Below are 25,570 nucleotides of genomic sequence, written 5' to 3'. Positions count from 1 at the left end.
CTATTTTGTAGCTAAATGGTAACGGATTTTATCACGATCCATACGCTGCCTATACACAGAATCGAGCCCATCATCCGTAATCACCAAATCAATTTCATTTAAATCGCATATTTTAGCAAACTGCGCCTTACCAAATTTTGTGTGGTCAACTGCCAAAAACACTTTATCTCCTGCTCCTACAATCAATCTTTTTACGCCAGCTTGCACATAATCAGAATCGGATACTCCGAAATCTACGTCAACCGCATCAACCGACAAAATCGCTTTATCTACATGAATATTCCGCATAAAATCTACTGTAAGCGCGCCGGTAAGCAAATTTCGCCCTTCTTTTTTGATGCCGCCTGTCACAATCAGAGTTGCAGATGAGTGAAAATTAACAGTATTTGCAATATACAAATCGTAGGTCACAATTGTAAGGTTACGATGATTCGTCAGGCATTTTGCAATTTGATAGGTGGTAGAACCTGCATCTAAAAAGACACTTTCTCCATCTGCAATCATTGAGGATACATGCTCTGCAATCGCCTTTTTATTATCTAATTGAACATTTAGATTCGGTGAGTGAATTAGTTCTGCTATCGTTTTTGTGCCGGATAAAATAGCACCGCCATGCGTGCGTTCAATTAACCCTTCTTCGTGTAATTCAGATAGGTCACGGCGGATGGTTGCTTCAGAAACAGAAAACGAAACCGATAACTCTTTTATTTGCGCGCTGCCGTTATCTTCAATATACTCCAAAATTCGTTTTTTTCTTTCAGCCGGAATTGCAATAAACTGTGGGCTTGTAAGGGAAATCATAGTGTACCTCCAAGCAATCAATGTCAAAACTTAAATGTCAGTGTAATTATTACCAATTTGCCCTTTTTTTATTATATCCTTTGTACAAATTAAAAGCAAGATATTAAGAGTTTTATTACATATTTTTGTCATTATGATAAGATTTACAAATATTTATATCATATTGAGATTATGGTCTATTTTGGCATCTTGACTTTTTTGGGAGGCACAATCTTTCGATATTGAATCCAAAAAAGTACAAAAGCACTCAAAATCGATACCATGAACAAAACAGCAAGTAGTATGCGAATCGTTTCGCTGAATAGCAAAGAAACCGACATCCCGCAAAAACCACAAACAAATATAAATTTAAGTGATGCAACCAACCATAGGCGCAGCCGTATTACAGAAAAGGATTGTGCTTGTGTTAGTTCTCTACGAGTCATATGCAGTTGGGGCAGCCTGCGAATAAAGCAGAGCAGCACATAAATGATACCTGCAAAAACGAGTGATACACCGGTTACCACCTTATTTTCAGCCATCCACTTTGTATTCCACATTGCAATTGTAAAAAACAACCAAGTTAAATAAATAAGCAAAGCTGCAGTTGATTGGCGACGAATAGCAGGCTTTTTTTGTCTCACGGGGTACACCTCCGTATAACTATAATGTCAACAGATACTCCTTATTTTATTATAAAGCGCATAGAATGAAGTTGCAACCTATAAGGCATATAAGATGTAGAAACTGCAAGAAAAAAGGCGAGAACTCTGTAATAGTTCCCGCCTTTTGGTTATTTTTGATTTTTTCTTTTTGCTAACAGCATCTTTATCTTTTCATGAGGATCGATGATTGTGCTGACCGAAACGTCATGATTGATAGCAGCAACAAAATAAGCAATATATTTTGAAACATCCACTTCGTGGAACCATTCACGCTGTAAAAGTTCTTCTGTACGGTAAGTGAGGTTTGTACCAAACACGCCGGCAATAATGCCTTGCTCATAAGCCTTATCAAAGGCTTCCAGCCCGTTGGTAAAAATAGCGTAAGTAGCATAGCCAAAAATACGGTTTGCCTTGTGTTTTTTCAGCTCGTAGGCAATATCAAGCATCGATTCGCCGGATGAAATAATATCATCTGCAATAAATACATCTTTGCCTTCAACCGAAGTACCTAAATATTCATGAGCTACAATCGGGTTGCGTCCATTCACCACGCGTGAGTAGTCGCGGCGTTTGTAGAACATGCCAAGGTCAACACCCAAAACCGACGCATAGTACATATTACGGCTCATGGCACCTTCATCGGGGCTTACAACCATAAAACGCTCACGGTCAAAATTAATATCCTTTATATCGCGGAAAAATGCTTTCAGCACTTGATAACTCGGCATTACGTTGTCAAAGCCCATCAGCGGCGTTGCATTCTGCACACGAGGGTCATGTGCATCAAACGTAATGATATTTGAAACACCCATGTTTTGAAGCTCTTGCAGTGCTACAGCACAATCAAGAGATTCGCGGTAGCTGCGGCGATGCTGCCTGCTGCCGTAAAGCAAGGGCATAATAACATTAATGCGATGTGCTTTACCGCTTGCCGCCTGTATCAAACGTTTCAAATCTTGAAAATGGTCATCGGGAGACATTGAGTTTTGTTTGCCAAACATATTGTATTTGCAGTTGTAGTTGCCTACATCTACAACAAAGAATAAATCATCGCCTCGAATAGTGGATTTAATAATGCCTTTGCCATCACCCGAAGAAAAACGCGGACACTCACTATCTACAATGAATGTATCGCGTGCAATTCCGCCACTATTTGCCCATGTAACAAGATGTGCGTCAATCTTTTGCACTAATTCACGTGAACTCTCTGTGGCTATGATGCCAAGTGGAGCTACTCTACTCTCCGAATTAAAAATATCCTGTGCCTCAAGCTGTTGGGTCATTTACAACACTCCTTCGCTACAATTTTATCCTATCTCCCTTTAAAAATCAACAAAAAACAACTGGAATCCACAGGATTATATGAATGCCTAAAAAACTTGAAAACCATGCGATAATCTTGATGAAATAGACAGTGCTTTCTAAGGTTTTATGTAAAAAATTTACTATTGAAAATGCTTGAACTACTCGTTACCTGTACTGATGTTTCCTTTATTATCAATGCTGATTATTGTTTCGTATTTTATTTCGTCTGCTGATTCGTCTGCTAATCCTACTGTAATTTCAATATAATCCAGTTTTTTTGGGTGTACCGTTGCGGTATAGTTTTGGTTCAATCGCCAACTGAAGTTTTCGGTTTCTTTTTCAAATTCGTGCCAACTGATACCGCCCTCGTCTGTCTTCAAACGTCCGCTGACATGAATATAAAGCTTCGTGCTTTGCGGTATTTTTTCGGGAGTATGGAACGATAATTCACCCGACTCTTGCTTGTACGTAACCGACTGCACAAGAGATTGAATTGTTTTTTGTCCATCGGGCTGTTGCACCTCTTGGGCAGATTGCTCAGCACCGATGGATTTACTACGTGCGCATCCTGCCAAAACTCCAAGCAGAGTAGTTAAAATAAAGAAAGCACAACATATTGCTTTTAATTTGTTTCTGAATTGCATAAATACACCTCAATATTAAAATGTAAAACGCCAGGTGAGAACATACATAGCGTTTTTCATATTATAACTTTTTTGTTAATAAACCGGAATAGTAGAATTTTGCAGTTGCGAGCAAACAAAATCCAAAACAATTGATTTTATTTGTGCATGCTGCAAGTCAGCATCACCATCCGTGACATTCTACTACATCTTTGGTTCCTGTATTCTTATAGGAATACCCGCAGTTATTGCATTTAGTAACAGTTGTGTAGGTATATGTTGTTATTTCATCAACACCGTGTCTTTTATGTTTACAGGTTACACGAACTGTTGTACCCTCATCCTCATAAGTTGTATTCTCATATTCACCAAGAAGGCATCTTTGACAAGTAGCACCAATCATCGGAAGTATGCCTGCCTCTGTCAGTTCAGCAACTTCATGAGAATTTAATATCGTACTTTCCCTCGGCTCGCATTCAATAAAATTAGCTGCTGATGCCGGCATTACCATTGTAACCAAAAGCACACATACTAAAATAAGCGATAGAATCTTTTTCAATGCAAACTTCCTCCTTTTGATGTAAAATATTTAATATATGGTATATTTGCCCTCTGTTTTATGATACCATATTAATAATGCTGATATCATAGCAATAAGTAATAAGTATTTACGCATACTTTGTATATTCTGCTATATTCTGTCTTCTTGAGTAGATAAATCGATAGACATTATTCGATGTTAAGAGTTCTTTTATCTAGCCCAGCTAAGATATTGTCTATTCCTAAAAAAGCAACCCACAAAAAAGAAGAACGTGGATTATTATCAATATGGAACTCAAACAATAAAGAAAAGATTAACATGCAAAAAACCTTGAACACAAATTGTGTTCAAGGTTTTTTACTGGCGTGCCTGGAGGGACTCGAACCCCCGACCTACTGGTTCGTAGCCAGTCACTCTATCCAGCTGAGCTACAGGCACATACTGTTTTTTATATCATTTCCGACAGCTTTATTATATTATCATATTTATATACAAAAGTCAACACTTAAAGAGTAAAAATTCCAATTTTTTTAAAAAAGAGTCCTGCTAAAAATAGCAGGACTCTTAAATAACAATATTACTATAGAATTAAGCGTTAATTTTGATAACTACGCCAGAACCTACGGTACGTCCACCCTCACGGATAGCGAAACGCAGACCCTCTTCAATAGCGATAGGAGTGATGAGCTCAACATCCATCTCGATGTTATCGCCAGGCATGCACATTTCAACGCCCTGATCCAAAGCAACTACACCGGTAACGTCAGTAGTTCTGAAGTAGAACTGAGGTCTGTAGTTGTTGAAGAACGGAGTATGACGGCCACCCTCATCTTTTTTCAGGATGTAAACCTGACCACGGAATTTAGTGTGGGGATGAATGGTGCCGGGTTTGCAGAGAACTTGTCCACGCTGAATGTCAGTTCTCTGAACGCCACGGAGAAGAGCACCGATGTTGTCGCCAGCCTCAGCGTAATCGAGGAGTTTACGGAACATCTCGATACCTGTAACTACAGACTTCATCTTCTCGTCCTGCAGACCAATAATCTCAACTTCATCAGCGATTTTAATCTGACCACGCTCAACTCTACCAGTTGCAACAGTACCACGACCAGTGATGGTGAATACGTCCTCAACAGGCATCAGGAAGGGCAGATCGGATTTTCTCTCAGGAGTTGGGATGTAGCTGTCAACAGCTGCCATCAACTCAAGAATAGGAGCATAAGCAGGGTTGCTGATATCGTCTGGAGCTTCCAAAGCCTGAAGAGCAGAACCTTTGATGATAGGAGTATCATCGCCGGGGAAGTCGTAAGAAGAAAGCAGCTCACGGATTTCCATCTCAACGAGCTCAAGGAGCTCAGGATCGTCAACCTGATCAGCTTTGTTCATGAATACAACGATGTAAGGAACGCCAACCTGACGGGAGAGCAGAATGTGCTCACGAGTCTGAGGCATAGGACCATCAGCAGCAGATACAACAAGGATAGCACCGTCCATCTGAGCAGCACCAGTGATCATGTTTTTAACGTAGTCAGCATGTCCCGGGCAGTCAACGTGAGCGTAGTGACGGTTGTCAGTCTCGTACTCAACGTGAGAAGTGTTAATTGTAATACCGCGCTCTCTCTCTTCGGGAGCCTTATCAATCATGTCATAAGCTTCGTAATGAGCCTGACCTTTCATTGCCAGAGTCTTTGTGATAGCAGCAGTCAAAGTGGTTTTACCGTGGTCAACGTGACCGATAGTACCAATGTTAATATGGGGTTTGGTACGTTCGAATTTTGCTTTAGCCATTAGTATTTCCTCCTTAAAATTGGATTTATTTTATTTGTAAGCTACAAGTCTCATTGTAGCAATGTTACTTTGAAATTTCAAGTATTTTAAAGTAAAATTAGTCTTTTTTCGCTCTGGCAGACATAATGGTCTCTGCGATATTTTTAGGAACTTCAATATAGTGAGAAGGCTCCATGGTGTACTGACCACGACCCTGTGTTTTAGAACGAAGGTCGGTAGCATAACCAAACATCTCAGACAAAGGAACGAATGCATCAATCTGCTGTGCACCGTTTCTTGCAATCATGCCCTGAATCTGACCACGACGGCTGTTGAGGTCACCGATAACATCACCCATGTAATCTTCAGGAACCGTTGCCGATACCTTCATGATAGGCTCAAGGATGACGGGATCTGCTTTTCTCATACCATTTTTGAATGCCATAGAACCGGCGATCTTAAACGCCATCTCAGAGGAGTCAACCTCATGATAAGATCCATCATACAAAGTTACAATAACGTCAACAACAGGATATCCGGCAAGAACACCGGCCTGCATTGCGCCCTGAATACCCTGATCGATAGGAGCAATATACTCTTTCGGAATACTACCGCCAACGATAGCATTTTTGAATTCGTAGCCCTTACCGGATTCGTTGGGTTCCATTTTAATTTTACAATGGCCGTACTGACCTTTACCACCGGACTGTCTGGCGTATTTTTCATCTACGTCAACCAGTTTGCGGATGGTTTCTTTGTAAGCAACCTGAGGTTTACCAACATTTGCCTCTACCTTAAACTCGCGAAGCAGACGGTCAACGATGATTTCAAGGTGAAGCTCACCCATACCAGCGATGATGGTTTGTCCTGTTTCTTGATCGGTGTAGGTTCTGAAGGTTGGATCCTCTTCAGCCAGTTTGGATAGACCAATGCCCATCTTCTCCTGACCTGCTTTGGTCTTCGGCTCAATCGCAACACGGATAACAGGCTCTGGGAACTCCATAGACTCGAGGATAATCGGGAATTTGGGGTCGCAGAGGGTGTCACCAGTAGTTGTGTTTTTAAGGCCAACCGCTGCAGCGATATCGCCCGAGTAAACGGTTTCGATGTCCTGTCTGTGGTTTGCATGCATTTGAAGGATACGACCGATTCTTTCGGAATTGTCTTTTACAGAGTTATAAACGGTAGAACCCGCATTAACGGAACCAGAGTATACTCTGAAGAAGCACAACTTACCAACAAACGGATCGGTTGCAATTTTAAATGCAAGTGCAGAAAACGGCTCACTGTCAGAAGATGGTCTTGTCTCTTCTTCCTCGGTATTGGGGTTTACACCCTTGATATCGGGGACATCAATTGGAGCAGGCATAAAGTCGACAACTGCATCCAGCAAAGGCTGTACGCCTTTGTTTTTGTAAGAAGTACCGCAGCAAACAGGAACCATCGTGTTGGCGATAGTAGACTTACGAATTGCAGTCTTAATCTCTTCAACAGTCAGCTCCTCGCCCTCGAGGTATTTCTCCATCAATGCTTCATCGGTTTCTGCAACATGCTCTAACATTTTAATGCGGTATTCCTGCGCTTTTTCCATCATATCCTCAGGGATTTCTTCCTCTCGGATATCTTTGCCCATATCGTCGTAGTAAACTTCCGCTTTCATTTTAATGAGGTCAATAATGCCTCTAAAGAAAGTTTCAGAGCCGATTGGCAGCTGAATTGGAACAGCGTTACATTTTAAACGGTCGAGCATCATGTCTACAACTCTGTAAAAGTCTGCACCCATGATGTCCATTTTGTTAACGTAAGCCATTCTAGGAACATGATACTTATCAGCTTGTCTCCAAACTGTTTCCGACTGAGGCTCAACGCCGCCCTTTGCACAGAAAACGGTTACAGAACCGTCGAGCACACGAAGTGAACGCTCAACCTCAACTGTAAAGTCAACGTGTCCCGGGGTGTCGATGATATTAATTCTATGGCCTTTCCAGTAGCAAGTAGTAGCAGCAGAGGTAATGGTGATACCTCTTTCCTGCTCCTGTGCCATCCAGTCCATTGTAGCTGAACCGTCGTGAGTCTCACCGATTTTATGGTTCTTACCGGTGTAATACAGAATACGCTCGGTTGTTGTTGTTTTGCCAGCGTCAATGTGGGCCATTATGCCTATATTACGAGTGAGCTCTAAAGAAACGTCTCTCGGCATATTGTCCTCCTTAATAAATACGAAAATATCTCACGCTATTTGCCTGTTACGCCGCGCGGGCGAATTGCTTCGCACCGCACTCGTAACCATGTTTTAACGAACTACCATCTGTAATGTGCAAAAGCTTTGTTAGCTTCAGCCATTTTATGAGTGTCTTCACGTTTTTTGAACGCTCCGCCCTGTCCGTTGATGGCATCAAGCAATTCACCGGCAAGTCTTTCTCTCATGGTTCTTTCAGAACGATTTCTGGAATAAGTGGTAATCCAACGCAGACCCAAAGTCTGTTTTCTGTCAGGTCTTACTTCCATAGGAACCTGATAGGTAGCACCACCAACACGGCGAGCCTTAACCTCTAACAGAGGCATTACGCTCTCCATTGCTTCTTCAAAAACCTCAAGAGGATCTCTGCCTGTTTTCTCCTTGATAATATCGAATGCACCGTAGACGATTTTCTGCGATACACCTTTTTTACCATCATACATAACGTTGTTGATTAAACGAGTAACCAACTTGGAATTGTACAGCGGATCTGGCAAAACATCACGTTTTGTTATACGACCTCTTCTTGGCACTTCGCTTCCCTCCTTCACATAATGAATTCATCGGTACTCGAAAGTGACAAAACTCCCGTTTGTGCCAATGCAGAGACATTTATAATATATATAAACATACTGCACCAGCAGTTGCTATTATTAGCAAAAGTTAGGGGTTTTATTACTTCGATGCACCAGCCTTTGGACGTTTTGCACCGTATTTGGATCTAGCCTGCATTCTCTTAGCAACGCCTTGTGCGTCGAGAGTACCACGAATAATATGGTAACGAACACCAGGAAGGTCCTTAACACGTCCACCACGGATCAACACAACGCTATGCTCTTGCAGGTTGTGACCGATACCGGGAATATAAGCTGTTGCTTCGATTCCGTTTGTAAGTCTTACCCTTGCAACTTTTCTAAGCGCGGAGTTTGGTTTTTTCGGTGTAGATGTTCTGATTGCAGTACACACACCTCTTTTTTGAGGAGAATTCTGTTCGGTTGCTTCTCTTTTCTTGGAATTCCATCCTTTTAAGAGAGCAGGAGCAGTGGATTTCTTCTCGATAACCTCTCTACCTTTGCGGACTAATTGGTTAAAGGTTGGCATATTGCACCTCCTTACGAAAAAAAATATTTATATTAGAAGCATGTACCGAAATACATACTTTTAATAACAAAAATGAAGGAGCCGGCAGAACCGGCCCCTTTACGGAAAAATTCAAGCCTTACCAATTAAATATTTTATCATTTATTGGTCAACGTTGTCAAGAGTATATTCTACACTTAAGCAACATTTATCAACAATATTTTGTATAAGCTTACGAATTACCGTCCATTTTATTGTCCAACACTCACAGTGTCATTTATTGGATCGTGGTGGTAAGAAGTTTGCTGCGCAGTAGAAACAACATCTACGTTGGTATAACAGTTCATACCTGTACCGCAAGGCAGCAACTTACCGATAATAACGTTTTCTTTCAGACCTAACAGAGGATCGACCTTACCTTTAATTGCAGCTTCGGTAAGAACTCTTGTAGTCTCTTGGAACGATGCTGCAGACAGGAAGCTGTCTGTTGCAAGAGAAGCCTTTGTAATACCCATAAGCACTGCAGAACTGGTAGCCTGTGTAAGGCCATCTTCGCCTGCTGCAATACGTTCACGAATCGCTTTGTTTTCTGCAACAAAATCGCTCTTGTCAACCAGAGAACCGGTTAGCATATTGGTGCTGCCCGGGTCTTCCACACGAACCTTTTTCATCATTTGGCGAACAATAACCTCGATATGTTTATCGTTGATATCAACGCCCTGCAAGCGGTAAACGCGCTGTACCTCTTGAATGAGGTAATCCTGCACTGCAAGGTAACCTTTGATTGAGAGTACATCATGCGGGTTGACCGAACCTTCGGTAATCATATCGCCTGCTTCAATGACATCGCCTTCATGCACCTTGAGACGGGATCCGTAAGGAATCATATAAGTTTCCTCTTCGCTGCTGTCTTTATTGAATACAACCACATGATTGTTACGTTTAATTTCCTGCATGCGAACTTCACCGTCGGTTTTGCTGATAATCGCTTGTGATTTAGGCTTTCTTGCCTCAAACAGCTCTTCAACACGCGGCAAACCTTGTGTGATATCGTCTGCCGATGCGATACCGCCCGTATGGAAGGTACGCATGGTAAGCTGAGTACCCGGCTCACCGATGGACTGCGCCGCAATAACACCGACTGCCTCGCCCACAGAAACAACTTTGCCGTTTGCAAGGTTGTCACCGTAGCATCTAGCACAAACGCCGTGTTTGCACTCACAGTTAAGAACAGTACGAATCTTAAGATGAGTGATGCCTGCATTGATAACCTTTTTGGCATCGGCCTCATTCATCATTTTATCTTTGGATACCAGCAGTTCGCCCGTCTTCGGATCGAGAACATCTTCAACCGCATAACGACCCATCAAACGTTCGCTCATCGGCTCAATCATCTCGGTGCCGTCTTTGATATCACAAACCACAATACCCTCAGTAGTTCCGCAATCTTCTTGGCGGATAATGACATCCTGCGAAACGTCAACCAAACGTCTGGTGAGGTAACCCGAGTCAGCGGTACGAAGTGCAGTATCGGCAAGACCTTTACGAGCACCACGCGAAGAAATAAAGTATTCCAAAATGTTAAGGCCTTCACGGTAGTTTGCACGAATAGGAATTTCAATTGCCTTACCGGAGGTATTTGCAATCAGTCCGCGCATACCTGCAAGCTGACGAATCTGGTTCATACTACCACGCGCACCGGAGTCTGCCATCATAAAGATGGGGTTGTATTTATCAAGGTTGTCTTTCAGTGCGTTTGCAACCTTTTCTGAAGTTTCGTTCCATGTTTTGATAATCAGTGCATAACGCTCGTCGTTGGAAATAAGACCACGTTTGTACTGTTTGATAATTTTAAGAATCTTCTCATCCGCTTCATCAAGCATCGCTTTTTTCTGCGGAGGAATCACCGCATCACATACTGCAACGGTAATTGCACTCTTGGTAGAATATTTGTAGCCTTGCGCTTTTATCTTGTCCAGCACCTCTGCGGTAAGCGCAGTGCCATGAACTCTGATGCAACGGTCAATGATATCGCCAAGCTGTTTTTTACCTGTGAGAAAATCAATTTCAAGCTTGAACATATTTTCGGGCTTGGTTCTGTCAACATAACCCAAATCCTGCGGGATAGGCTGGTTGAAAATAACACGGCCGACCGTGCAGTCCAACAGCTTAGAAACTTTTCTGCCGCCAATTTCTTTTGTCATTCTAATCTTAACAGGTGCATGCAGTCCAACCGCGCCCTCCTGATAAGCCATCAATGCCTCATTCACATCACGGAATACTTTACCGGTACCTTTTTCTCCATCTTTAACAAGAGTGAGATAATAGGAGCCCAATACCATATCCTGTGTGGGAACCGCAACCGGACGACCGTCCGACGGTTTGAGGAGGTTGTTTGCAGCCAACATAAGGAAGCGCGCCTCTGCCTGTGCCTCGGCAGAAAGGGGAACGTGAACAGCCATCTGGTCACCATCGAAGTCTGCGTTGTAAGCGGTACAAACCAGCGGATGAAGTTTCAGTGCACGGCCTTCAACAAGGATGGGCTCAAACGCCTGAATACCAAGTCTATGCAGCGTCGGTGCACGGTTGAGCAAAACAGGATGGTCTTTGATAACAATATCAAGCGCATCCCAAACTTCAATTCTAGCACGCTCTACCATTTTTCTTGCGTTTTTAATGTTGGTTGCAGCGCCAGTATCTACTAGGCGCTTCATAACAAAGGGTTTAAACAGCTCCAGTGCCATCTCTTTTGGCAAACCGCACTGGTACATTTTTAGCTCGGGGCCAACAACGATAACCGAACGTCCAGAGTAGTCAACACGTTTACCAAGCAAGTTTTGACGGAAACGACCTTGTTTACCCTTGAGCATATCGGAGAGTGATTTCAGCGGACGATTGTTCGGACCGGTAACCGGTCTGCCGCGTCTGCCGTTGTCGATGAGTGCGTCAACAGCCTCTTGCAGCATACGTTTCTCGTTACGAACAATGATGTCGGGTGCACCAAGCTCCAACAATCTTTTCAGACGGTTGTTGCGGTTGATCACACGGCGGTACAGGTCGTTGAGGTCGGAGGTTGCGAAACGTCCGCCGTCCAACTGTACCATCGGGCGGATATCCGGAGGAATGACGGGAACCACATCAAGAATCATCCACTCGGGTTTATTGCCGCTCTTTTTAAACGCCTCAACTACCTCGAGACGTTTGAGGATACGAATTTTTTTCTGTCCGGAAGCTACATCCAACTCCTCGCGGAGTTCATCGTACAGCTTATCAAGGTCAATGGAGCGAAGCAGCTCTTTTACTGCTTCGGCACCAATACCGGCAACAAACTCATCCTCATATTTTTCGCGCATGTCTCTGTACTCTTTTTCAGAAAGCAGCTGTTTGTTTTCCAGCGGAGTAGAGCCATGGTCAATAACAATGTACGATGCAAAGTACAACACTTTTTCAAGCAGACGTGGGGACAAATCAAGCAGCAGCCCCATTCTGGAGGGGATGCCCTTGAAATACCAGATATGCGATACGGGCGCAGCAAGCTCGATATGGCCCATTCTTTCGCGTCTGACCTTGGAGCGTGTTACTTCAACGCCGCAGCGGTCACAAATTTTACCTTTATAGCGCAAACGTTTATACTTACCGCAATTACATTCCCAGTCCTTTTGCGGGCCAAAAATGCGCTCACAGAAAAGGCCGTCACGCTCTGGCTTTAGTGTACGATAGTTGATCGTTTCCGGCTTCTCGACTGCACCATAAGACCATTCTCTGATCTGCTCGGGTGAAGCAAGACCGATCTTAATTGATTCGAATACATTAAATTCCAATTACGACCCCTTCTTCCCTTATAATTTATCATCAAACAAGTCATCATCATCCAAGCCAAATGCTTCGTCAGCATCAAAAATCGGCTCTGTATCGTCAATTTCCACATCTTCTGTCTGATAACTCTCGTCTATCTCTTCTTCATCTTTGACGTATTCCATATCCATCAAAGACTCTTCGCCAACTCTTGGCAATCCTACATCATCATCATCATCAAAGGTTTGTTTCAGGTCAATTTCCTGGTCATCCTTATCGAGAACCTTAATATCCAAACCAAGGGATTGAATTTCTTTAATCAATACCTTGAAGGATTCGGGAATACCCGATTTTGGAATGTTATGACCTTTCACAATGGCTTCGAATGCTTTAACACGTCCCACAACGTCATCCGACTTCACCGTCAGGATTTCTTGCAGGGTGTAAGCTGCACCGTAAGCCTCCAGTGCCCAAACCTCCATCTCACCAAAACGCTGGCCGCCAAACTGAGCTTTACCGCCCAAAGGCTGCTGTGTAACCAGTGAGTACGGGCCGGTGGAACGAGCATGGATTTTATCATCAACCAAGTGATGGAGTTTGAGGTAGTACATATAACCAACGGTTACAGGGCTGTCGAACTGCTCGCCCGTTCTTCCGTCGTACAATGTAATCTTGCCATCCTCGGGCAGATTTGCCATTTTGAACAAATCGCGAATATCTTCTTCGTACGCACCGTCAAATACCGGGGTGGATACCTTCCAACCGAGAGCTGCCGCAGCACGGCCGAGGTTCACTTCAAGCACCTGTCCGATATTCATACGAGAAGGTACGCCCAAAGGATTGAGTACGATATCAAGCGGTGTACCGTCCGGCAAGAACGGCATATCCTCCTGCGGAAGAATACGGGAAACAACACCCTTGTTTCCGTGGCGTCCAGCCATCTTATCACCGACAGAAATCTTACGTTTCTGAGCAATGTAGCAACGAACCACCATATTGACACCCGGAGACAGCTCGTCACAGTTTTCACGGGTAAACACTTTAATATCTACGATAGTACCGTATTCACCATGCGGTACACGCAGGGAGGTATCTCTGACCTCTCTAGCTTTTTCACCGAAGATGGCACGGAGCAGGCGCTCCTCAGCGGTAAGTTCGGTTTCGCCCTTTGGTGTAACCTTACCAACCAAAATATCTCCGGCTCTTACTTCTGCACCGATACGGATGATACCACGCTCATCAAGCTCGCGAAGCGCGTCGTCGGCAACGTTGGGGATATCACGGGTGATTTCCTCGGGGCCAAGTTTCGTATCGCGTGCTTCTACTTCGTACTCCTCCATATGAATGGAAGTATACACATCATCGCGGACAATCTTCTCGTTGATGAGAACCGCATCCTCGTAGTTGTAGCCTTCCCAAGTCATAAAGCCGATAAGTGCGTTTTTACCAAGCGAAATTTCGCCGTTGCTGGTTGCAGGGCCGTCTGCGATAACCTGCCCTTTTTTAATGCGCTCACCTTTGTTGACAATGGGACGCTGATTAATGCAGGTACTCTGGTTGGAACGCATAAACTTAATTAAGCGATAGGTCTCCAGCTCATCGTCATCTGTTTTAATCACAATTTCATTTGCAGAAACTTTTTCTACAACACCGTCAACTTTAGAGACAACCACAACACCCGAATCGACTGCTGCTTTATATTCCATACCTGTGCCTACAATTGGGGATTCGGTCTTCATCAGAGGAACTGCCTGACGCTGCATGTTAGAGCCCATCAGTGCACGGTTTGCGTCGTCATTTTCAAGGAACGGAATCATGGAGGTAGCAACCGAGACAACCATTCGCGGCGATACGTCCATGTAGTCTACTTTTTCGCGCTCAATTTCAAGAATTTCATCGCGGAAACGCCCCGCAACACGCGGACGTTCAAATCGACCCATTTCGTCCAAAGGCTCATTTGCCTGTGCAACGTAAAAATTATCCTCTACATCAGCGGTCATATACACAACTTCATCGGTAACAACGCCGGTTGCTTTTTCAACACGGCGATAAGGTGCTTCAATAAATCCGTACTCATTAATACGAGCAAAGGTTGCAAGGTAAGAAATCAAACCGATGTTCGGGCCTTCAGGCGTCTCAATGGGGCACATACGGCCGTAATGGCTGTAGTGAACGTCACGAACTTCGAAGCCTGCACGGTCACGCGACAAACCGCCGGGGCCCAGTGCAGAAAGACGTCTCTTATGGGTGAGCTCAGCCAGCGGGTTAGTCTGATCCATGAACTGTGAAAGCGGCGATGAACCAAAGAACTCTTTGATTGAAGCCACAACAGGACGGATGTTTACCAGTGCCTGCGGGGTAATGACATCCATATCCTGCGCCTGAATGGTCATTCTCTCGCGTACCACTCTTTCCATTCTGGAAAAGCCGATGCGGAACTGATTTTGTAGCAACTCGCCTACTGAACGGATTCTTCTGTTGCCCAAATGGTCGATATCATCCACATTGCCAACTTCGTAGCAAAGGTTATTGATGTAGTTGATGGAGGCGAAGATATCGTCTTTGATGATATGCTTCGGGATAAGCTTATCGATATTTGCTTTGATTGCTTCTTTGAGGTCATCTTCGCTTTCGTTATTCTCAAGGAGTTCTTTTAAAACACAAAAACGAACTTTCTCATTAATTCCATATTCTGTGCAATCAAATGATACATAATTTTTAATATCTACCATACCGTTGGACAGAATAAGAACATTGATTCCATCCACCGTGATGGTTGCCCTTGAAACACCTGCTGCTTCAACCGCCATAGCCTCGTCGTAATTAAGCACTTTGCCGGGTTCGGCAAGCAGTTCACCGGTCATAGGGTTAACAATAGGCTCGGCAATGACATGACCTGCCAAACGCTGGCCTATGCCGAGTTTTTTGTTGTATTTATACCTGCCCACGCGGGAAAGATCGTATCTTCTGGGGTCAAAAAACAGGTTTTGCAAGTGAGTTACGGCGCTGTCTACTGTAGGCGGCTCACCCGGACGAAGCTTGCGGTAAACCTCAAGCAATGCCTCTTCACCGTTTTTGGTATTATCTTTATCCTGAATAGTTTTTACCAAGCGCTCGTCTTCACCGAAGATTTCGTAGATCTCCATATCCGAGCCGTAGCAGTCGGTCAAACCGTTTTCACTGCCGCCAAGTTTATCATCATCGAGTTTGAGCAATGCACGAATAAAGGTAGTTACAGGGATTTTACGGTTTTTATCAATACGAACGTAGAAGATGTCATTAGAATCGGTTTCATATTCCAGCCATGCACCACGGTTGGGAATGACAGTTGCCGAAAACAGCTTTTTACCTGTTTTATCGTAGTTCATACCGTAATATACACCGGGCGAACGTACCAACTGAGAGACTATAACACGTTCGGCACCATTGATTACAAAGGTACCGCTGTCGGTCATCAGCGGAAAATCACCCATAAAAATATCCTGCTCTTTTACTTCGCCGGTTTCTTTGTTAAGCAAACTGGCACGAACACGGAGCGGCGCAGCGTAGGTTACATCCCTCGCTTTGCATTCTTCCACCGAATACTTCGGGGTACTATCCAAACGGTAGTCGATAAAATCGAGTACAAGATTTCCTGTGTAATCGGTGATTGCTGAAATATCCTGAAATACTTCCTTCAGCCCTTCCTCCAGGAACCACTTGTAAGAATTCTTTTGAACCTCAATTAAGTTCGGCATATCCAGAACTTCATTGATTCGGCTAAAGCTCTTACGAACAGTTTTTCCTAGATGTACATCTTTCACATTCACCATAGGCTTGCTCACTCCATTCATCTATTTACAACCCGATTATACAAAACCCACAAAAATTCTGCCCGAAATTCTGTAAAATTCTGCACAATGGTATTGAATTTTAATTTGCTTTCTGTTATACTAGTTGGTGTTAATGGCACACCTAGCCATTATGATACATTTTATTATTATATTACGATCTTAGCAGAATGTCAATATTTTTGTCCTTTTTTGATAAAAATATTTTATTGACTTGTCCATTTTACCAGTTTACATATGAAGTCAATACAAATTATTCGTTTTTAAGTGTCTGAATGTTTTTCAGGCACTTTTTTATTTTTAAAGCATCATGCAAATCAGGGCGGAGAGTCTTTCCGCCCTTACGGTTTGCTAAATGATATGAAAGGTAATCTCTACAAGAAACGGCACCATAATCGAGCACACTACACCATTAATCACCGATACGATGGCAACTTCTTCGTCGGTACATTTCATAATCATTGGCAAGGTAGTGTCTTCACTGGTAGCACCCGCAGGCGCAATTGCCGCATAATGGTTTAGGTACTTAGCGATTACGGGGATGATAAAAAACGATAGTATTTCGCGGAACACATTGGCAAGAAAGGTTATCGTACCAATTTCTGCTCCCGCAAGTTCGGTCATCATCACACCGGAAAGGCTGTACCACCCAAGCCCCGATGCAATTGCCATACTCACATTCGGTTCCATACCGAAAATCAACCCTGTTATGTACCCGCCCATCACCGAGCTTATCACAATAGCAAACGGTATCAGCAGAATTTTGAGGTTGTTTTCGCGCAGCTTGCGAAAAATCAGCTTGTTTGCCCCCACACTGATACCCACCGATACCATCAGCAAGCTAAGTGCGTAATCTGCTGTAGTTTCGAGCAACTCAACCGTATTGCCAGAAAACAGCCACTGGCCGCAAGCCACACCTAAAACAAGACTCACTATAGCCAGTATGATCATGGTTTGTTCTCCTTAAACATATTTTTGGTTAAAATATATACACATATTACCGAAAATACAATCGGGAGCACAGCAAACATCAGTGACTTTAAGCCTACATTTTGCAAATCTGCAAAAAACGTGGGGCTGCTGCCAAGCCCTGCACCCATACCAAAGATAAGTACCGCAATAAATACATATTGCAGCATCCCGTTAATTTTTTGATATTTTTCAGGAATTATTTTCAGCCCCATAAACATCCCAACCGCCATACAAACCAATACCGTAATCATACCGTCCCCCTGTTATTTTTCTCTTTAATTCATCCTATGTCAAATAGCCAAACATGTGCTTGTCGGCTTGTCGCGCTGTTTCGACAAAAAAAGATGGGGTGCGCCGCCCCCGCGGCAGGCGCCCTCATCTGCAAATTTTTTTGCTAAAAAAGCTTATTTTTCTAATAAAAACTCTTTAAACGCACGGTAAGCCATATAAACATCAATTTTTGATACAACCTCAAACGGAGCATGCATCGAGAGTACGGGAACACCAACATCCACTACATCGACATTAAGTTCTGCAATATACATTGCCACCGTGCCGCCTCCGCCTGCATCCACTTTGCCAAGCTCACCCACTTGCCAAAGCACTTTTTTCTCATCCAGCAAATTGCGCATTTTTGCCATATAGTGTGCAGATGCTTCGCTGGTGCCGCCTTTGCCGCCCGCACCGGTATATTTTGTAACAACAACGCCGTAATTGAGGTATGCGGTGTTTTTACGCTCGTAAACATCGGGGAAGTTCGGGTCAAACGCGGCATTTACATCGGCAGACAGGCACTGAGAGTTTGAAAGAACGGTTCTTGCTTCAACACCGTAAGGCGCAGCAAGGTCTGCAATAAAATAGCGTAAGAATGCACATTTCAACCCTGTATTGCCATTGGAGCCGATTTCTTCTTTATCGGCAAGCACGGTTACTGTGGTATATGCTGGGCTCTCCACCTCTATGGCAGCCTTCAGCGAGGTGTAAGCGCAAACGCGGTCATCGTGCCCGTAAGAGCCAATCATGCTGCGGTCAAAGCCAAGGTCTTTGGCACCAAATGCAGGCACAGCCTCCAATTCGGCAGACAGAAAATCGTGCTCGGTAATGCCGTATTTCTCAAACAAAATATTGGCGATGTTTAACTTCACACGCTCACTTGCCTTGTCATCGCGGAACGGGCGGCAGCCGATAAGAATGTTCAGCTCCTCACCTTTCAGCCCCTCAGAAAGAGGGCGTTTCATTTGTTCCCTGCCTAGATGAGGCAGCAAATCGGTAACGCAGAAGATGGGGTCGCCCTCATCTTCGCCAACCTTAATCTCTATGGTTGTACCGTCTTTTTTCACAATAACGCCGTGCAGTGCAAGAGGAATTGCACCCCACTGGTATTTTTTGATGCCACCATAGTAATGTGTTTTAAGATATGCAAGCTGAGCCTCTTCATAAAGAGGACGCGGTTTCATATCCAAGCGCGGAGAATCGATGTGTGAAGCAACAATTTTTACACCGTCTTCGTAGCCTCTGGTACCGATGGTAGCAAACACCAATGCCTTACCGCGGTTGTTGTAGTAAACCTTTTCACCGGCAGCATATTTTTTGCCGGCTTCAAACTTTTTGTAGCCCTTCCCTTCAAGCAGTTCTACCGTAACCTTAACAGCCTCGTGCTCGGTTTTTGCATCGTTGAGGAACTTTTTATAATCTTCACAAAAGGCATCAACGGTGTCTAATTCTTCGTCCGACAAGATCTGTCCGCCATTTTCGGTTTTAATCAGTAGCTTTTCTTGCAGCAATTCTGCTGCGCTTTTTTCTTGTTCAGCCATAACATAAACCTCCTATATTTTATTCAAATTTATATAATTTGCGGTAAATTTGCCGCGTATCATTGATTTTAGCAACATATTTTTTGGTATCGCCAAACGGGATATTTTGTATATTTTTGCCGTCGATGGAATGCGATTCATCGGCAAGCCATTTTTTAGCATTCCCCCACCCTGCGTGATATGCGCAAAGGGCAGTATCTTCACTTTCAAATTCATCAAGCAGCAGGCGCAACAGTTTTGCCCCATATTTGATATTAATATGAGGGTTGTAAAGATCCTCATAGGTTTCATCGCCTGCATCGGCCATTTTCGTTTTTGTCCAATCGAATGTTTCCTCGGTAAGCTGCATCAATCCGCGTGCACCCACACTTGATTCTACATGGGGGCGAAAACTGCTTTCTGTTCGAATAACCGCATACACCAAGTCGTACGGCAAATCATTTTTATCTGCTTCTTTTTTAATGGTATCGGCGTATTCTATGGGGTACGCCCGTTTATAAAAGGCGCTGTAGGCCGAACGCAGTGCCAAAAAGCATAACGTCAGCAGCAACAGCAATACCACTGTTGTTGTTATTTTTTTGCCTGAAGAAGCCGCCAAACATACACGCCCTTTCTGCGGTGTGCGCCGCAATTTATTTTTATCTTTGCCGCAAAAGTTGTTCTGCCAACTGCTCTGCCTTTGCTATAAGCTCCTGCTGCACCCCATCGTTACACAGCACATACTGCGAACGCTTTGTGTAAAACTCATCCTCATGTTGGCTGGCAATGCGTGCATCTGCCGCCGCATTATCTATATTGTCTCGCGCCATAATGCGAGCTCGGCGCAGGTGTTTGGGCGCTATCACCGAAATAATCTCATTGCACATGCTGTCTGCGCCGCTTTCAAACAAAGTCGGTGCATCCAGTACAACACCATTGGTATTCCCCATATAAATCGTGTTGATACGATGCTGAATTTCTGCTTTGATGTAAGAAAAAATAATCGATTCCAACACACGCAGCTCTTTTTCATCTTGAAAAACAATGGATGCCAACAGCTTGCGGTTGAGGCTTTTGTCGTCATTTAAAATCTTTGTACCAAAATGCTCCGTTAATTTTAAAAGACAAGGCGTACCAGGCTGAGTAACTTCTCGGGCAACCAAATCGCAATTGATGACATCAAAGCCTCTGCTTTTTAAAACGTTGCTTACCGTTGTTTTGCCTGCACCCGTCTGCCCTGTCAGCCCAATAATACGCGCCATCCCGCTCATCCTTTCAATTTCACATAACAGCAGCTTATTAAACCTGTTCTGTGCCTGATGCCGCGTGTACCACCTGAAATGCCGCTGCGCGGATTAAGCGGTTATATAAGGCAAGCCCTACACCGCTTTGTTTGGGGCAGCGTGCATATACCACTTGGGCACCTTCTTCATCCAAACGGCGTAGGCTGTCAAATAATTTTACAGCCTGTTCAGCCTGATTGTTTTCTGCACCGATGGAGATACTGGGGCAACGTAAAAACGGAACATCTTCGTTGTAACACAAGGCAAACTCACCATCGGTATGATGGCTGTTCACATAATCGGCATATTGTGTTTGTGTTCCATCCACTAAAATCACCTTACATTTTGGCGCATAGTGCTTATATTTCATTCCCGGAGAAGACACTTTTGCATTTGGGTCGGGCTGATGAGTAACCGCTTTGTCAACCAATACCTCACCGAGCACCTCACGGAGCTGCTCCAGTGTGACATAGCCGGGGCGCAGCAGTTTTGGCGTTTCACCGGCTAGGGTAATGACGGTAGATTCCACCCCCACCTCGCAATCGCCGCCATCTACAATGGCATCCACTCTGCCCATAAGGTCATGGATACAGTGTTGGGCGCTGGTAGTGCTGGGGCTGCCCGAAAGATTTGCAGACGGCGCTGCAACCGGCACATTGGCACGCCGGATAATCTCTTGTGCCACAGGATGTTTGGGAAAGCGCACAGCAACGGTATCGAGCCCTGCAGAGGTAACAGCAGGGATAAAACTGCTTTTGGGCAGAATGATTGTCAGCGGACCAGGCCAAAATTTATTTGCCAGCTTCATTGCATTTTGCGGTACCTCGCGCACCACGCGGGTAAGCATAGTAAGGTCTGCAATATGCACAATCAGCGGGTTATCCTGCGGCCTGCCTTTTGCCTCAAAAATAGATGTTACGGCTTTTTCATCCTCGGCATTTGCAGCAAGCCCATACACGGTTTCGGTTGGAATCGCAACCAAACCTCCGCCTGCAATGATTGCGGCAGCCTCGTCAAGCTCTTTACTGCTGTTGTTGATGTTTTGTACTTTTAATATTTTTGTGTCTCGCATTATTTTGACTTCCTTTGATTAATCCGCATTGCTCTGTTCCTGCAATTTTTCAGCCTGATCGAAAGTGATAAGTGCATCGATGAGTTCTTGAATATCTCCGTTCAAGATGTTATCGATTTTATACAAAGTCAGCCCAATACGATGATCGGTAACACGCCCTTGCGGGAAGTTATAGGTGCGAATTCGTTCAGAGCGATCGCCTGTGCCAACCTGCAATTTTCTTTTTGAAGCAATTTCTTCGTTTTGTGCCTGAATTTTTTGGTCAAGCAAACGAGAACGCAGCACTTTAAGAGCTTTGTCTTTGTTTTTAAACTGGCTGCGCTCGTCTTGGCATTCTACCACCATACCGGTGGGCAGATGGGTTACGCGAATTGCACTGGAGGTTTTGTTGACGTGCTGACCGCCCGCACCGCTGGAGCGAAATACATCAATCTGCAAGTCTTTGGGGTCAAGCTCAAATTCCACATCATCTACCTCGGGCAACACCGCAACGGTAGCGGTAGAGGTATGAATTCTGCCCTGCGTCTCGGTTTCGGGTACGCGCTGTACACGGTGCACACCGCTTTCAAACTTCAGTTTGGAGTATGCACCATCGCCGTCAATCGAAAAGCTGATTTCTTTATATCCGCCAAGTCCGGTCTCGTTCGCATTAAGCACCTCAGTTTTCCATCCCATGCTGTCTGCATACATAGTGTACATTCTGTAAAGCGAATTGGCGAACAAAGCCGACTCTTCACCGCCTGCACCGCCGCGAATTTCAACAATCACGTTACGGTCATCGTTGGGGTCACGCGGAAGCAGCAGAATTTTAAGCTCTTCCGAAATCTCATCAATCTTTACTTTACTCTCGGCATATTGTTCATCTACAATCGCCTTAAATTCCTTATCCAACCCGCCTTCTTCCAACAGCTCTTTTGCTTCGTTGTATTCGTTTTGCGCTGCCACATATTCACGGTACTTTTCTACAAGTGGGGTAAGGGTTTTGTATTCCTTCATCAGGTTTTTGTATTGCTCGTTGTCATTTACAATACTGGGCTCCATTAATCGCTGGTTGATTTGCTCAAATTTTGCTTCTACATCTTTTAATTTATCAAACATCTTCGAATTCCTTTCGGTTGCTTTTAAAAAGCGGACTTTCAAACCGCCGCGTTAATTTGAAATTCAATGCAATTTTGCGGCAGCTAGAGGTTATGCTCCTCTCGAAATATCTTTTTGATATTTTTTTCTGCTTTAGCACGAGGAACCATTACTTCATGCCCGCACCCCTCACATTTGAGCTTGAAGTCCATACCCGAACGCAACACAAGAAAACGGCTTGCACCGCAGGGGTGTTGTTTTTTCATCTGAAGGATATCGCCCACACGTACATCCATGTAAAATTCCTCCGTCTGCTCAAAATAGTCCACCTGATATTATAGCAGATGCTTTGTCAACATATCAAGTGTTTCACGATAGTTTGTCAGGCTTGCATACAAGAACACTTTTGTTCATATACATCCTTTGGAGTGAACTGTTTGCGGTTTGCAATACGTTTAAAATTGTTTGGAGGTTATGAGAAAATGAATGCTTATTTTAAGCCCGAAGGATGGCTGTGCGACAATCCTGAAAACATTGCTGCATTAAGCAGCCTTGCCGGTTTACAGGAGGCGTGTGCACAGGGGCGCATTCTGGAAGCGCGCGCCATAATCTGCGACAGCGCGCATAATCTGATTGTAGATTGCGGCTGCATCAGAGGTATTATTCCCAAAAACGAGTGTGCCATCGGCATTGAAGAAGGCACCACACGGGAAATTGCCATTATATCACGTGTTAACAAGCCCGTGTGTTTTCGCGTTACCGAATTTCGCAGAGGCAGCGACAACAACACCTATGCTATACTATCGCGCCGTGCAGTACAGCAGCAGTGCATAGAAACATACATTAACAACCTCGCCCCCGGCGATATTATTGATGCGCGTGTAACGCACCTTGAGCCGTTCGGCTGTTTTGTGGATGTAGGGTGCGGTGTCGCTTCGCTTATCCCCATTGATGCTATTTCGGTTTCACGCATATCACACCCGGGAGACCGCTTCCGCACAGGGCAGGATATTCGCGCCGTAGTAAAATCGGTAGATTCCTATGGGCGCATCAGCTTATCTCACAAAGAGCTGTGGGGCACCTGGGAGGAAAACGCCGCCTTGTTCCACAGCGGAGAAACCGTTGCAGGTGTGGTACGTTCTGTAGAGGAGTACGGTGTTTTTGTAGAGCTTACACCCAACCTGGCAGGGCTTGCCGAACCGCGAGAGGGCGTTCGCCCCGGCCAGCAAACCAGTGTTTACATAAAAAGCCTGATTCGTGATAAGATGAAGGTAAAGCTGATTATAGTAGATAATTTTGATGCACAATATGCGGTGACCGCCCCGCCTTACTTTATTGAAGATAACCACATAAGCCACTGGAAATATTCGCCTGATGGTTGCTGTAAACTGATAGAGACGGTGTTTGAATAAGATAAGAAGGGACGCTTTAAAGCGTCCCTTTTTTATAAACAATATCTAAGGGCAAGCAATACTATCGGTATGATTTTTCAAGAATCGAAACGATTTCTTCGTGCGATAACTGATAACGGTCTACTTCAAACAATCCCCCCATGGTATCCTTTGCATGGCGGGCAATTTCCTGCATTTCATCTGCTTTGATGCCATAGTCAGACATTTTAAGGTTATCAACACCGCATGCTTTTTGTAACTCTGCAAGTGCTGTTACAAAATCCTGCGGATGAACCGCATCTGTTTTGCCCAGTGCTTTTGCCATTGCAACAAAGCGTTCGGGGCATACCTTATCGGCAAACAGTTTGTTATACTCTAGCGAAATCATAATCAACCCTGCGCCATGAGGCAGCTTAGGGTGATAACCGCTGAGCGCATGCTCGAGAGAATGCTCGGATGTGCAGCCGGATGTGGACTCTACCATACCTGCAAGCGTATTCGCCAGCGCAACCATAGCGCGTGCTTCTGCGTCACTGCCGTCTCTCACCGCACGCGGCAGATATTTACCAATCAGCTCAATGCTGGCAAGGGCGAACAAATCACTCATAAAATTTGCCGTTTTATTAATGTAACCCTCTGTGGAATGAAACAGAGCATCAAACCCCTGGTATGCTGTAAGATGTGCCGGAATGCTCATCATAAGGTCAGGGTCAATAATAGAGAAATAAGGGAAAGTACCGTCGAAACCGCCGCCGATTTTTTCTCCGGTCTCTTCTTTTGTTACAACCATCCATGGGTCAGCCTCGGTACCCGTACCTGCTGTTGTGGTAATTGCTATAATAGGGAGGGGCTTGTTGGGAACGGGCAAGCCTTTGCCGCTGCCGCCTCCGATATAATCCCAATAGTCACCCTCGTTGGTTGCCATAACGGCAATTGCTTTTGCAGAATCGATGCTGCTGCCGCCGCCCAAGCCAATGACAAAGTCGCAGCCTTGTGTTTTGGCAACTGCTGCCCCTTCCATCACATGGCTTTTGATTGGATTAGGGAGGATTTTATCGAACAGTACATAGTCTGTATCGTTCTTTTTCAGCAAATCAGTTACTTTATCGAGGTAACCGTATTTTTTCATAGATCCCCCTGCAGAAATTACAAGAAGTGCTTTTTTACCGGGCAATTTTTCGGTACCCAATTTTTCAATCTCACCCTTGCCGAAAAACAAGCGAGACGGCATATAATAATTAAAGTTCATTTAAATGTCCCCTTTCAAAGATGTTAAATAGAGTATAGTAATTGCTTCCTAGTACCTGCATTAAAAATAAAAACCAATGAAAATATCAACTTATTTTTTATTACACAA

Annotated in this window: 21 protein-coding genes and 1 tRNA gene; 1 reads left to right on the top strand and 21 read right to left on the bottom strand. The window is 44.3% G+C overall.

The window, feature by feature from the left end:
• The 20 genes from EDD70_RS04345 to EDD70_RS04250 form a co-directional block, all read right to left on the bottom strand.
• Positions 1 to 801: a DeoR/GlpR family DNA-binding transcription regulator gene (locus EDD70_RS04345; protein ID WP_092752651.1), complete on the bottom strand. Its 801-nt coding sequence runs from the start codon at positions 799 to 801 to the stop codon at positions 1 to 3.
• Between the two features lie 176 nt (positions 802 to 977).
• On the bottom strand, positions 978 to 1,424 hold the full coding sequence (locus EDD70_RS04340; RefSeq protein ID WP_092752653.1) for a hypothetical protein: 447 nt from the start codon (positions 1,422 to 1,424) through the stop codon (positions 978 to 980).
• Between the two features lie 149 nt (positions 1,425 to 1,573).
• On the bottom strand, positions 1,574 to 2,728 hold the full coding sequence (locus EDD70_RS04335; RefSeq protein WP_092752656.1) for a ribose-phosphate pyrophosphokinase: 1,155 nt from the start codon (positions 2,726 to 2,728) through the stop codon (positions 1,574 to 1,576).
• 180 nt (positions 2,729 to 2,908) lie between these two features.
• Positions 2,909 to 3,394 carry a hypothetical protein gene (locus EDD70_RS04330; protein WP_092752658.1) on the bottom strand — a complete coding sequence of 162 codons (486 nt, stop codon included), beginning with the start codon at positions 3,392 to 3,394 and terminating at the stop codon, positions 2,909 to 2,911.
• A gap of 163 nt (positions 3,395 to 3,557) precedes the next feature.
• Complete coding sequence (locus EDD70_RS04325; protein ID WP_092752661.1) at positions 3,558 to 3,932, bottom strand: hypothetical protein; 375 nt, start codon at positions 3,930 to 3,932, stop codon at positions 3,558 to 3,560.
• A 343-nt stretch (positions 3,933 to 4,275) separates the two neighbouring features.
• Positions 4,276 to 4,352, bottom strand: a tRNA-Arg gene (locus EDD70_RS04320).
• A gap of 150 nt (positions 4,353 to 4,502) precedes the next feature.
• The gene (gene tuf / locus EDD70_RS04315; RefSeq protein ID WP_092752663.1) at positions 4,503 to 5,702 is read right to left on the bottom strand and encodes an elongation factor Tu; all 1,200 of its coding nucleotides are present in this window, start codon (positions 5,700 to 5,702) and stop codon (positions 4,503 to 4,505) included.
• A 97-nt stretch (positions 5,703 to 5,799) separates the two neighbouring features.
• Positions 5,800 to 7,881, bottom strand: coding sequence for an elongation factor G (gene fusA, locus EDD70_RS04310; protein WP_092752665.1), 2,082 nt, complete (start codon positions 7,879 to 7,881; stop codon positions 5,800 to 5,802).
• Between the two features lie 101 nt (positions 7,882 to 7,982).
• Positions 7,983 to 8,453, bottom strand: coding sequence for a 30S ribosomal protein S7 (rpsG, locus tag EDD70_RS04305; protein WP_092752667.1), 471 nt, complete (start codon positions 8,451 to 8,453; stop codon positions 7,983 to 7,985).
• 142 nt (positions 8,454 to 8,595) lie between these two features.
• A complete protein-coding gene (rpsL, locus tag EDD70_RS04300) occupies positions 8,596 to 9,021 on the bottom strand; it encodes a 30S ribosomal protein S12 (protein WP_092752669.1) in 426 nt (141 codons plus the stop codon).
• Between the two features lie 230 nt (positions 9,022 to 9,251).
• Complete coding sequence (gene rpoC, locus EDD70_RS04295) at positions 9,252 to 12,821, bottom strand: DNA-directed RNA polymerase subunit beta' (protein ID WP_092752671.1); 3,570 nt, start codon at positions 12,819 to 12,821, stop codon at positions 9,252 to 9,254.
• 18 nt (positions 12,822 to 12,839) lie between these two features.
• Positions 12,840 to 16,607, bottom strand: coding sequence for a DNA-directed RNA polymerase subunit beta (gene rpoB, locus EDD70_RS04290; RefSeq protein WP_092752673.1), 3,768 nt, complete (start codon positions 16,605 to 16,607; stop codon positions 12,840 to 12,842).
• 369 nt (positions 16,608 to 16,976) lie between these two features.
• Positions 16,977 to 17,576: a LysO family transporter gene (locus EDD70_RS04285; RefSeq protein ID WP_092752675.1), complete on the bottom strand. Its 600-nt coding sequence runs from the start codon at positions 17,574 to 17,576 to the stop codon at positions 16,977 to 16,979.
• Entirely contained in the window at positions 17,573 to 17,848 is a 276-nt protein-coding gene (locus EDD70_RS04280) for an aspartate-alanine antiporter-like transporter (protein ID WP_092752677.1), read from the bottom strand. The genes EDD70_RS04285 and EDD70_RS04280 overlap by 4 nt, the downstream gene beginning before the upstream one ends.
• A 153-nt stretch (positions 17,849 to 18,001) precedes the next feature.
• Complete coding sequence (locus EDD70_RS04275) at positions 18,002 to 19,411, bottom strand: aminopeptidase (RefSeq protein WP_092752679.1); 1,410 nt, start codon at positions 19,409 to 19,411, stop codon at positions 18,002 to 18,004.
• A gap of 19 nt (positions 19,412 to 19,430) precedes the next feature.
• The gene (locus EDD70_RS04270; protein WP_162840818.1) at positions 19,431 to 20,009 is read right to left on the bottom strand and encodes a lytic transglycosylase domain-containing protein; all 579 of its coding nucleotides are present in this window, start codon (positions 20,007 to 20,009) and stop codon (positions 19,431 to 19,433) included.
• 40 nt (positions 20,010 to 20,049) lie between these two features.
• Entirely contained in the window at positions 20,050 to 20,652 is a 603-nt protein-coding gene (coaE, locus tag EDD70_RS04265) for a dephospho-CoA kinase (protein ID WP_162840819.1), read from the bottom strand.
• A 37-nt stretch (positions 20,653 to 20,689) separates the two neighbouring features.
• Positions 20,690 to 21,745, bottom strand: coding sequence for an L-threonylcarbamoyladenylate synthase (locus EDD70_RS04260; RefSeq protein WP_092752686.1), 1,056 nt, complete (start codon positions 21,743 to 21,745; stop codon positions 20,690 to 20,692).
• A gap of 18 nt (positions 21,746 to 21,763) precedes the next feature.
• Positions 21,764 to 22,843, bottom strand: coding sequence for a peptide chain release factor 1 (gene prfA / locus EDD70_RS04255; RefSeq protein ID WP_092752688.1), 1,080 nt, complete (start codon positions 22,841 to 22,843; stop codon positions 21,764 to 21,766).
• Positions 22,844 to 22,926: 83 nt separating this feature from the next.
• The gene (locus tag EDD70_RS04250) at positions 22,927 to 23,118 is read right to left on the bottom strand and encodes a DUF951 domain-containing protein (RefSeq protein WP_092752690.1); all 192 of its coding nucleotides are present in this window, start codon (positions 23,116 to 23,118) and stop codon (positions 22,927 to 22,929) included.
• A gap of 186 nt (positions 23,119 to 23,304) precedes the next feature.
• Here EDD70_RS04250 and EDD70_RS04245 point away from each other — a divergent pair, with 186 nt between their 5' ends.
• Positions 23,305 to 24,234: a S1 RNA-binding domain-containing protein gene (locus EDD70_RS04245; RefSeq protein ID WP_092752692.1), complete on the top strand. Its 930-nt coding sequence runs from the start codon at positions 23,305 to 23,307 to the stop codon at positions 24,232 to 24,234.
• 61 nt (positions 24,235 to 24,295) lie between these two features.
• On the opposite strand, the gene EDD70_RS04240 is transcribed toward EDD70_RS04245, so the two are convergent.
• Positions 24,296 to 25,462 (bottom strand): iron-containing alcohol dehydrogenase, encoded by a 1,167-nt coding sequence (locus EDD70_RS04240; RefSeq protein ID WP_092752694.1) that lies wholly within the window; start codon positions 25,460 to 25,462, stop codon positions 24,296 to 24,298.
• Positions 25,463 to 25,570 lie beyond the last annotated feature (108 nt).

The organism is Hydrogenoanaerobacterium saccharovorans (assembly GCF_003814745.1).
Taxonomy (GTDB): Bacteria; Bacillota; Clostridia; order Oscillospirales; family Ruminococcaceae; genus Hydrogenoanaerobacterium; species Hydrogenoanaerobacterium saccharovorans.
Note: the sequence above shows the minus strand (reverse complement) of the source record. Positions and strands in the feature narration are given on the sequence as shown.